At 55.6% G+C, this 257-nt stretch carries 1 protein-coding gene; it reads right to left on the bottom strand.

Going from position 1 to position 257, the window contains the following annotated elements; all coding sequences use genetic code 11:
• Nucleotides 1-199 (bottom strand): PA14 domain-containing protein (locus tag KVT27_RS25335; RefSeq protein WP_309140254.1); only part of this gene is annotated, 199 nt, incomplete at its 3' end.
• Nucleotides 200-257 lie beyond the last annotated feature (58 nt).

Below are 257 nucleotides of genomic sequence, written 5' to 3'. Positions count from 1 at the left end.
CATCACCGGCTGCATGAACATACTCGACCTTCACCGGGTACTGCTGTCCGGCTGTTAACGCAACCGTTCCGCTTTGCTCTTCTCTTGTACCACTCGTCTTGTTAACGACAAGTGTCTCGCCAACCCACACTCTAGCGATATTATCGCTATCCACATAGATGGTGTACGCCCCCGTATTCGCAGGCTGCACAGTCCCCACCCAACGCGTAGAGAAATGGTCTTCGCCGATGCCAGCGGTCGGGTCAGGAGAACCGGTC

The sequence above is a fragment of the Lysinibacillus sp. GbtcB16 genome, from assembly GCF_019091145.1.
Classification (GTDB): Bacteria; Bacillota; Bacilli; order Bacillales_A; family Planococcaceae; genus Lysinibacillus; species Lysinibacillus fusiformis.
This window is presented reverse-complemented; position numbering and strand designations above follow the sequence as displayed.